Origin of the sequence: Streptomyces sp. ISL-98 (genome assembly GCF_018614055.1) — a bacterium.
Classification (GTDB): domain Bacteria; phylum Actinomycetota; class Actinomycetes; order Streptomycetales; family Streptomycetaceae; genus Streptomyces; species Streptomyces spiramyceticus.
In genome coordinates, this window is sequence record NZ_JAGGPB010000090.1 from 1 (window position 1) to 8,863 (window position 8,863).

The window sequence follows — 8,863 nt, forward strand, 5'->3', positions numbered from 1 at the left end:
ACGTCTCGGTAGCGCCGCAGCTCTGCGCATTTCAGACACCGCCACAAAGTAGCCGTGCGTGATGCTTGGACCGATGGTCAGTGGTGGCAGCGACCGGGGAGCCAGTGAGAGGGTGTTTCATAGGTGTTCCCTATTGCAACACCGCACCGCCGCAGCATCCGTGCAGGCCGGCATGTTTCACAGGTCGTTTCCTTCCTCTTGACTTGTGAAACGCACCCCTGAAACGATCCCGGCGTGAACCCCGACCCGCACAAGCTCGTCGAAGCGCACCTCTGCCCGATGTCCACCTGCCGGGCCCCGGCGGGCTCCCCGTGCCGGACCACCGCGGGCAAGGTCGCGCTCAAGTACCACACCGCCCGCTTCCAGCTCGTCCCCGCGCTCCGCTCCGAACTGCACGTCGCCACCCCGGCCGTCCGCCACCCCGGCTCACTCTGGAGCGCTCTGCCGGCCGTGAAGCCCGCAGCGGCGGCCACGCCGATGGAGGTCCGCCTCGGCTACGCCCGCGTCTCGACGCGGACACAGGAGATCCAGTCACAGATCGACGCCCTCGAAGCCTCCGGCGTGCACCGCCTGTTCCACGAACGCATCAGCACCCGCGTGCGCGAACGGCCCGAGATGAAGGCCGCCCTCGCCGCCGCCCGCGAATACCGCTCACTCGGCGCGAAGGTCACCCTCGTCGTGCACGAGATGAAACGGCTCGGCCGCGGCGCCCTCGAACTCCTCAAGGCCGCCGAGGAACTGCGCGACGCCGAGATCGAGCTGGAGTTCCTCACCGGCCCGCTGGCGGGCAAGCACGACCCGGCCGGACACGGCGCCGCCCTGTTCGCCTTCTTCGCCGCCATGGCCGAATCCGAACGCGACTACATCCGCGACAAGACCCTCGAAGGCCAGGAGACCGCCCGTACGAACGGCAAAGCCATCGGCGGCGTCAAAGTCTCCGACGAAGACATGCTCGCCACCGCCCGGCGCCTGCGCGACGAAGAGAACCTCTCCCTGCGCGAGATCGCAGCCCGGCTGGTCATCCGCACCGGCAAGAAACGCGGCCAGCACCCCGCCCCGGCAACCGTCATGCGCATGCTGCGCGAACACGACGAACAGACGACCACACCTTGAGCGTCACCACTTGAGCGGCGCCACGCTCGCAGCGAGGACGCCAAATACCACCGGGTAATCATGCCATTTACCCATCAAAGTCACAGACAAGGCCGTCGCCCTCGCCGGCGAACTGCGCGCCTCCGGCGTGCGCGTCACCCTCGTCGTCCACGAGCACAAGCGGCTCGGCCGCGGCATCGAACTGGCGACCCTGGCCGAAGAACTGAAGGCGAGCGACGTCGGCCTTCAGTTCCTCACTGGGGAACTCCAAGGCTCACACGACCCCTCGGGCGTCGTGTTCACCGTGCTGGCGGCCCTGTCCGGCATGGAGCGCGAGTACATCCGGGACCGCACCCTGGAAGGCCATGAGTCCGCCCGCAAGCGCGGCAAGACCATCGGCGGGGCCAGCGTCGCCGACGACCACATGCTGTCCATGGCCCTCCACCTGCGGGAGCAGGAGATGAGCCTGCGCGACATCGCGGCGCGGCTCGTCATCACCAAGGGCAAGAAGAAGGGACAGCACCCGTCCCCGGCGACCGTGATGCGGATGCTGCGCGAGCACGACGAGCAGACGATCGCAGCCCCTCTGGAGCCCACGGCCTGACCTGCGGCTCAACCCTTAAGCGTTGTTTTTTCGGCGAGTATGGGACCCCAAGCTCAGGGCATTTGAGCAGCAGCGAAGAGGCCCCCGGCTGGAGCCGGGGGCCCCGCTGTAGCACGGGATCAGGAAGCGGTCGGGATGTGCAGGTTGCGGAGCATGACCGTGAAGTTCGGGGAGTCAGGGAACGGCTGCCGGTTGCCGATCCGGCGGTATTTCCACGTCTCGTACAGCGCCTCCACCTTCGGGTGGCCGGGATCGACCAGGAGCACAGCCAGGGTTTCCGGCCGGTCCTCGATCAGCACCTCGTGCAGCCGCTCGGCGGTCCCGGTCTTCCGCCACCGCGGGCGCACCATCAACTCGGACACGGAGAAGGTTGAGTCGTCCGCCGGCGGCTCGCTCAGGTGCTCGCGCCACCATTCCCGGCCGGGGGTGGCTGGGGCGCCGTAGGCGAAGCCGACCGGCTCGTCGCCGTCGTAGCCGATGACGCAGGCGAACCCGGGATGGCCGCCCCAGTGGTCCACGAACCAGGGGAAGCGCTGGTTGAACTCGTCGTCCATCTCGCTGGCGTAGGCGTCCGCGTGCACGTCCAGGAGGGTCTGCCGGATGGTCGGCAGGTCCTCGTGGCCGAAGCGGCGGAGTTCGACGGCTGTGGTGGTCAAGAGCTGCTCCATTCGGTCCGGTACTGGTCGGTCCACTCATGCGCGATGTGCGCGGAGGGGGCACGGGCGATCAGGTCGCGCTGGAAGTCGCCGAGGAGCTGCCGCATCCGCCCGGGCAGTGGAGCACCCGCCATGATCGTGAAGACGGTGCCGCTGGTGGCGCACGCCTGCTCGACGTCGCCCTGGTGCAGCTGCGTGAGTGCGAGCCGGGCCGTGGTGTGTGCACGGTTGCGCCGGTAGGAGTCGGGGAGAGTGGCGAGCGCCCGGTGAGAGGCAGCCTCCGCCTCCGCCGGGTGGCCCACGACGTCTCGCACGATCGCGGTCAGGGAGTGCAGTTCGGCCGGTCCGTAGAAGGCGATCCAGGTGGCGTGGGGCTGTGCCAAGTCGGCTTTCGACAGGGCGTCCTCGGCGCGGCCGAGGCATCCGATGGCCGCGCGGTTGTCGCCGCTGTGAGCGAGGCCGACGGCGGTCCGGGCGTGGGCGAGGGAAGAGTGCAGCGGACTGCGCCGGGCGATGACCGTCGCTTGGGCGGCCCTCGAGGAGGCCACCGCTTCGGCGTAGTCGCGGCGCTGCCGGGCGAGCATCGCCCGCAGGTTCCATACCTGAATGGCCATCTCGGAGTCCTGCGCCAGGCCCGCGAGTGTCAGGGCCCGGTCCAGGTGGCGGCCGGCGCCGTCGAGCCGCCCGGCGTCGATCAGGGACCATGCCGCTGTCGCGGTGAAGTCGGCGGCGAGCGCGAACAGGCGTTGCCGTACGCGTTGCGTGGTGGATTTCCTCTGCAGACCGAGCGCTTCGGTAGCCCCGGCGAGAGCGGCCTGCTCCAGGCCGTGCCCGCCGCGCTCGGCGTCCAGTGCGACCAGTCGTTCGACGTCGTCGCGCAGCCGGATCACGTCGGAGGTGCCGACGCGGGACGGCCGGGCCGAGGCGGTGGTGAGGGGTATGGCGACGGCGGCCGCGGTGCCGGCGGTCGCGCTGAAGAACTGGCGACGGTGCACGTCGGGGTCCTCCGGTAGTGCTGGAACGGTCTTGGACTTCCCCCGAGGCACGAACCCTAAAGCCGTGGCGGTGAGACCGGTGACGACCTCCAGGCCCCGGCGCTGGCGTTCCTGGGGCCACCGGTTCTCACCGGACAGCCAGCGGAACACGGTGCGCTCCGACGTCGTGCCGGTTCTCCCGGTGAACTCGCCGATGGCGTCGTTGACTGCGTCGGCCAGCTCTACAGCCGACATCTGGTGCCCCGTCAGCCAGGCGGCTAAGGGTTCGTTTCTGGTCTCCGCCACGACAGCACGGTAGGGCGTGCGCCCGGCTTGCGGGAGGTAACGGAAAAGCCAATTCGTCAGTCGCGCCGTGAGGAGCCCGGCCGACTTCGTCATGCACCCCTGGCGGTGACGGACGGTTAGGTGTCGTGTACGGCCCCGCCGCGCCTCGTTCCCCCGTGGGGCACGGCGGGGCACCGACTCCCGATCCACCTGCTGAGGCAGCGATGACCAGTGCAGGAATCCCCCAGGAAGAGGCCGCCGCACCGGCCGTCACGGGCTCCGCTGCGACCGTGCTGTACGTGTGCGCCGACCGCGGAGCGCTGATGCCCAGCCTCGCCGCTCAGCGCGCGGAAGAGGAAGGCCGCAGCTTCGCACAGCAGCGAGGACTGACGATCACCGAAGTGGTCACCGACGAGTACGGCGAGCCTGACCCCTGCTGCCGCGAAGGGTGGCAGCGGGTGCGGGACCTGGCGGGGGCCGGCGCGGTCGCCGCGGTGCTCGTCCGCTGGCCCGCCAGCATCGCCCCGGAGAGCGCGCACGAATTCCGGCACCGCGAGACCCGCTGGCTCCAGGAACACGGTGTACGCGTGCGCTACACCTGGGCGCCGCTGGCCGCGACGGGCGGTGAAGCCCGGTGAGCCGCGGAATGCTCCACCGTGATCACCCCTGGATCGGCCGGGACGTTGAGGACACCGCGTCCGGCCGCCGGGGAACCCTGCGGGCCATCGCCCCCGACGGAGATAAGCCGCGCCCGGTGGCGTGGCTGCAGCCGCCCGGCGGAGGCATGGAGTGGACCACCGACCCGGGCTCCCTCGCCAACCCCGCCCCGATCACACCGGACACCAGCCCCGCATCTAGCGGTCGCCAGCCACGGTGCCGGGCTGGGCCAGGCACACCGCCGTGTGCTCCAGCCCCACACTGTGGGAGCCCTTGACCAGCACGATGTCCCCCGGCTGGACCAGGTCGCGGGCCAGGGTCAGGGCGTGGTCCCGGTCGCAGGCGTCGACCACTTTCAGCTGCGGGTTGTCCTCTTGGGCAGCGGCGGCCATCGTCCGCGCATCCTCGTCGCCGACCGCGATCAGCACATCGATGCCGGCGGCGGCGACGAGCCGGCCGACCTGCCGGTGTTCGTCGCTGCCGTCGGCGCCGAGTTCCTTCATCTCTCCCAGGACCGCGATGGTCCGGTGCCCGCCTGTCATGGCCTCAAGGGCCGTGAACGCTGCCTTCATCGAATCGGGGTTCGCATTGAACGCGTCGTTGACGATCCGCACCCGGTCGGGCCGGTCGGTGACCTCCATGCGCCCGGACGCCACCAAGACCGCGCGGGACAGTGCAGCCGCCGTCTTCTCCACGCCGGTGCCCAGCCCGATCGCGACGGCGGCCGCGGCCAGCGCGTTCGAGACGTGGTGCGCGCCGTGAAGGGAAAGATCGACCCGCGCCTGAGTGCCGGCGGCCGTCAGGGTGAACGAGGCCCGGCCCGAGGGGTCGAGGGCGATGTCCACGGCCCTCACGTCGGCGTCGTTGTCGATACCGAAGGTCAGCACCCTGGCGCGGGTACGCGACGCCATGGCGGCCACCAGCGGATCGTCGGCGTTGAGAACCGCAAGCCCGTTCGCCGGGAGTGCTTCGACGAGTTCGCCCTTGGCCTGGGCGATCTGCTCGCGGCCGCCGAACTCGCCGACGTGCGCGGTGCCCACGTTGAGGACCAGGCCGACCGCGGGCGGGGCGATACGCGTCAGGTGGGTGATGTGGCCGACGCCGCGGGCGCCCATCTCCAGCACGAGGTAGCGAACGCCCTTATCCAGGTGGGTCACCGTCAGCGGCATGCCGATCTCACCGTTGAACGACTTCACCGTGGCGATCGTCTCCCCGAGCTCGGGGAGCACCTGCGCGATCAGGTCCTTCGTGCTGGTCTTGCCCGCCGAGCCGGTCAGCCCGATCACCGTCGCCTGCGGCACGGCGGCCAGCACGGTGCGGGCCAGTGCCGCGAGCGCGTCCAGCACGTCATCGACGACCACGGCCGGGACACCGACGGGACGGGCGGCCAGGACCGCCACCGCACCGGCTTTCACCGCTTTCGCCGCGAAGGCGTGACCGTCGGCGTGCTCACCGGGCAGCGCGGCGAACAGACCACCGGGCTCGACCGTGCGCGAGTCGACGACCGCAGGCGCGGTCATCAGCACGGACGGGTCCGGCACGTCGCACAGGCGGCCGCCGACGGCGGCCGCGACGGCTTCGAGTGAAAGGGGGATCACGAAACGCACTCCGAATCAGCAGGGCTTGCCCGGCACGGCCAACAGCCGACCGGTTCGGTCCCGCGACCGTAGCGCTTTGGAGTGCCGGCACATCCGAGACCGGCCAGAGCACCCACGAACAGGAGCACAACCTGATGACGATGCAGTCTCTCCAACCCGGCCGGATCGCCGTAGTCTCCGGCGGCAGGTCCACCGAGCGGGAACGGTCCCTGATGTCCGGCCGCGCCGCCCTGGAGTCCCTTAACCGGCAGGGCTACACCACGGTGTTCCTCGACGCCGCGAGCAAGGACTTCGCCGACCAGGTCCGCGGCGCCGACGTGGCGCTCCTGGCCATCGCCGGTCAGTACGCCGAGGACGGCAAGCTCCAGGGATTACTCGAGTCCCTGAACATCCCCTACACCGGCTCGGGCGTGACGGCTTCGGCCATCGGCATGCACAAGACGTTCGCCAAGACCGTCGCGGCCGCCGCCGGCGTGGCGGTCCTGCCATCCGTCAACGTCCCGGCCCGCGACCGCGACACGATCACACAGGCCATCACCAGCACAATCACCTTCCCGCTGATCCTCAAGCCCCTCTCCGAAGGCGGCTCCATCGGCATGACCGTCTGCCACGACACCGCCGAGCTCGCCGCCGCCCTGCCCACGGTGAAGGCCGCCGACGGCTGGTTCGCCGAGCCGTTCACCACCGGCACACCGGTGACCTGCGGAATCCTGGAGCTGGACGGCTCGCCCGTGGCCCTGCCACCGCTGGAGACCCTGCCCACCGACGCCGAGTTCTACGACTACGCCACCAAGCGCGACAAAACCAAGTACCACTACCGGTGCCCGGCCGAACTCCCCAGCGCCACCCTCGACGCCATCACCACCGCCGCGCTCACCGCACACAGCGCCCTGGCCTGCACCGGATACTCCCGCTCCGACTTCATCGTCACCCCCGGCAAAAGCCCGGTCTGGCTGGAGATCAACACCCTGCCCGGCCTCTCCCACACCGGCAACCTCGCCACCATGGCGGCCGCAGCGGGCATCGACTACGACCAGCTCATCCGCATGATCCTCGCCACCGCCACCACAAGCGGGGGGTACCGGCCGTGACCGAACTGACCGCCCGCGACGTCGAGGACGCCGCCGCCAACCTCCAACCAGTCGCCACCCGCACCCCCGCCCTCTCCGCGCTCTCCCTCGACCAGGCAGCGGGCTGGCCGGTCGTATGCAAGGCCGAGAGCCTCCAGCGCACCGGCTCCTTCAAGTTCCGCGGCGCCTACCACCACGCCTCATCCCTCCCCACCAAGGAACGCGCCCGCGGCCTGATCGGCGCCTCCTCCGGCAACCACGCCCAGGCCCTCGCCCTGACCGGCCGCCTCCTCGAAGTGCCGGCCACCGTCGTCATCCCCGCCGACGCCCCAACCCCGAAGGTCGAAGGCATCCGCGCCCTGGGCGGCAGGGTCGTCACCTACCGCCGGGATTCTGAGAACCGGGACGCCCTCGTGGCCGAGATCGCCGCCCGTGACGGCCTGGCCGTCGTCCCCTCGGCGAACTCCCGGCACATCATGGCCGGGGCCGGCACCGCCGCCCTGGAACTCCTCACCGACCACCCCGAGATCGAGACCCTCGTCGTCCCCGTCGGCGGCGGCGGCCTCGCTGCCGGAACCGCCACGATCGCCAAGCACCTCCACCCCGGAATCAAGGTCATCGGCGTGGAACCGCAGGAAGGCGCCGACACCCTGCTGTCCCTGCGCTGCGGCCAGCGCATCGCCCTCCCCGAGGTTCCCACCACCATCGCCGACGGCCTCGGACACACCAGCCCCTCACCGCTGACCTGGGCCGTCAACTCCCAACTCCTCGACCACGTGGTGACCGTGACCAACCAGGACATCACCACCGCCATGGCATTCGCCTTCCGGCACCTGAAAGTCGTAGCCGAACCCAGCGGCGCCTGCGCCCTGGCCGCCGTCCTCGCCGGCCACGTCCCCCACGAATCGGGAATGATCGGCGTGGTGATCTCTGGCGGCGGCGTGGACTGGCCCACCTTCCACCGGCTGATCAGCCAGACAGCCCACCGGAAGGAACCCGCCTGTGTCTGATGACCACCCGTTCCCCACCGTCACCCAGTACGCCAGCCCGGACCTGATCACCGCGTTCGCCTACGAAGGCCGCGCCCACGGAGACGAACCCCGCTGGGCCGAGTCCGGCGCACCCGACCCCGACACCTACGGCCGGTGGTGCGGCCACATCTGCGGCATCGCCTGCCTGCGCATGGCGCTGATGGCCCGTACCGGCGACGCACCCACCATGTTCGAACTCCTCGACGGCGCCCGGAAATACGGGGCATACACCGAGGACCCGGACACCGGAGAGATCCGCGGCCTGATCTACGCCCCCTTCGTCCAGTACGTCAAGGACGTCCACCCCCTGGGCGCCGAGGTCCACCCGACCCTGACCGTGCCCGACCTCCTCGCCCTGCTCGACAGCGGGCGGCTGGTCATGGCCTCAGTACACAAGGAGATCCGCCGCCCCGAGAACCCCGCCCCCGGCAAGGGCGGGCACCTCGTGCTCGTCACCGGCCGCCAGGGCGACACAGTGCACTTCCGCAACCCCTCCGGACACACCGACCAGGCCCGTACCGCGAGCCTGCCCGCGGCCGAGTTCGCCGAATTCTTCGGCGGCCGCGGCGTGTCCCTGACCTGACACTGCCGACGCCGCTTCGGCCGGCCCCGTCTCCGTCCTGGGCGGCGGGGACGGCACAAGTAGCCGAGCACCGGAACCCGACCTCAGCGCGCTGGGGCGCATCGTCGTCGCCGTCAGCCCTGGCGGAATCTGTCCTGCAGTTGAGTGACCTGCACCACATTCGGTTCGGTTGCGCTGCCGTCGAGGTGGGCGGCGAAGCCGTGTCGCGCGCATGCACAAGTCGGCCGCCACCGCAGGTCGGGGCATACCTGTGAGCGTCCGCTCGGTCACCGGCTGTGGCGGGTGAGGCGTGTGGTGTTCGGCTGCACGTGAG

Annotated in this window: 9 protein-coding genes; 6 read left to right on the plus strand and 3 right to left on the minus strand. The window is 70.4% G+C overall.

Annotated features, from left to right (window positions below; translation table 11 throughout):
- Positions 1 to 234 precede the first annotated feature (234 nt).
- Positions 235 to 1,113, plus strand: coding sequence for a recombinase family protein (locus J7I98_RS38325; protein ID WP_308378084.1), 879 nt, complete (start codon positions 235 to 237; stop codon positions 1,111 to 1,113).
- Positions 1,114 to 1,240: 127 nt separating this feature from the next.
- Positions 1,241 to 1,696: a recombinase family protein gene (locus J7I98_RS38330; RefSeq protein ID WP_308378085.1), complete on the plus strand. Its 456-nt coding sequence runs from the start codon at positions 1,241 to 1,243 to the stop codon at positions 1,694 to 1,696.
- 119 nt (positions 1,697 to 1,815) lie between these two features.
- Here J7I98_RS38330 and J7I98_RS38335 read toward each other — a convergent pair whose 3' ends face one another.
- Together J7I98_RS38335 and J7I98_RS38340 are read right to left on the minus strand one after the other, a co-directional pair.
- The gene (locus J7I98_RS38335) at positions 1,816 to 2,364 is read right to left on the minus strand and encodes a GNAT family N-acetyltransferase (RefSeq protein ID WP_214929681.1); all 549 of its coding nucleotides are present in this window, start codon (positions 2,362 to 2,364) and stop codon (positions 1,816 to 1,818) included.
- Positions 2,349 to 3,632 (minus strand): XRE family transcriptional regulator, encoded by a 1,284-nt coding sequence (locus J7I98_RS38340; RefSeq protein WP_308378086.1) that lies wholly within the window; start codon positions 3,630 to 3,632, stop codon positions 2,349 to 2,351. The genes J7I98_RS38335 and J7I98_RS38340 overlap by 16 nt, the downstream gene beginning before the upstream one ends.
- A gap of 203 nt (positions 3,633 to 3,835) precedes the next feature.
- Between J7I98_RS38340 and J7I98_RS38345 the strand changes: the two genes are divergently transcribed.
- The gene (locus J7I98_RS38345; protein ID WP_251021807.1) at positions 3,836 to 4,249 is read left to right on the plus strand and encodes a hypothetical protein; all 414 of its coding nucleotides are present in this window, start codon (positions 3,836 to 3,838) and stop codon (positions 4,247 to 4,249) included.
- 216 nt (positions 4,250 to 4,465) lie between these two features.
- Here the strand turns inward: J7I98_RS38345 and murF are convergent, their stop codons facing one another.
- Entirely contained in the window at positions 4,466 to 5,866 is a 1,401-nt protein-coding gene (gene murF / locus J7I98_RS38350; protein ID WP_214929682.1) for a UDP-N-acetylmuramoyl-tripeptide--D-alanyl-D-alanine ligase, read from the minus strand.
- A gap of 134 nt (positions 5,867 to 6,000) precedes the next feature.
- Between murF and J7I98_RS38355 the strand changes: the two genes are divergently transcribed.
- From J7I98_RS38355 to J7I98_RS38365, 3 genes are read left to right on the plus strand one after another with little or no spacing between them, the layout of a single operon-like run.
- Complete coding sequence (locus tag J7I98_RS38355; RefSeq protein ID WP_214929683.1) at positions 6,001 to 6,957, plus strand: D-alanine--D-alanine ligase; 957 nt, start codon at positions 6,001 to 6,003, stop codon at positions 6,955 to 6,957.
- The gene (locus tag J7I98_RS38360; protein WP_214929684.1) at positions 6,954 to 7,946 is read left to right on the plus strand and encodes a threonine/serine dehydratase; all 993 of its coding nucleotides are present in this window, start codon (positions 6,954 to 6,956) and stop codon (positions 7,944 to 7,946) included. Before J7I98_RS38355 ends, J7I98_RS38360 begins: the two co-directional genes overlap by 4 nt.
- A complete protein-coding gene (locus J7I98_RS38365; RefSeq protein ID WP_214929685.1) occupies positions 7,939 to 8,550 on the plus strand; it encodes a C39 family peptidase in 612 nt (203 codons plus the stop codon). Before J7I98_RS38360 ends, J7I98_RS38365 begins: the two co-directional genes overlap by 8 nt.
- The last annotated feature ends 313 nt before the right edge of the window (positions 8,551 to 8,863 follow it).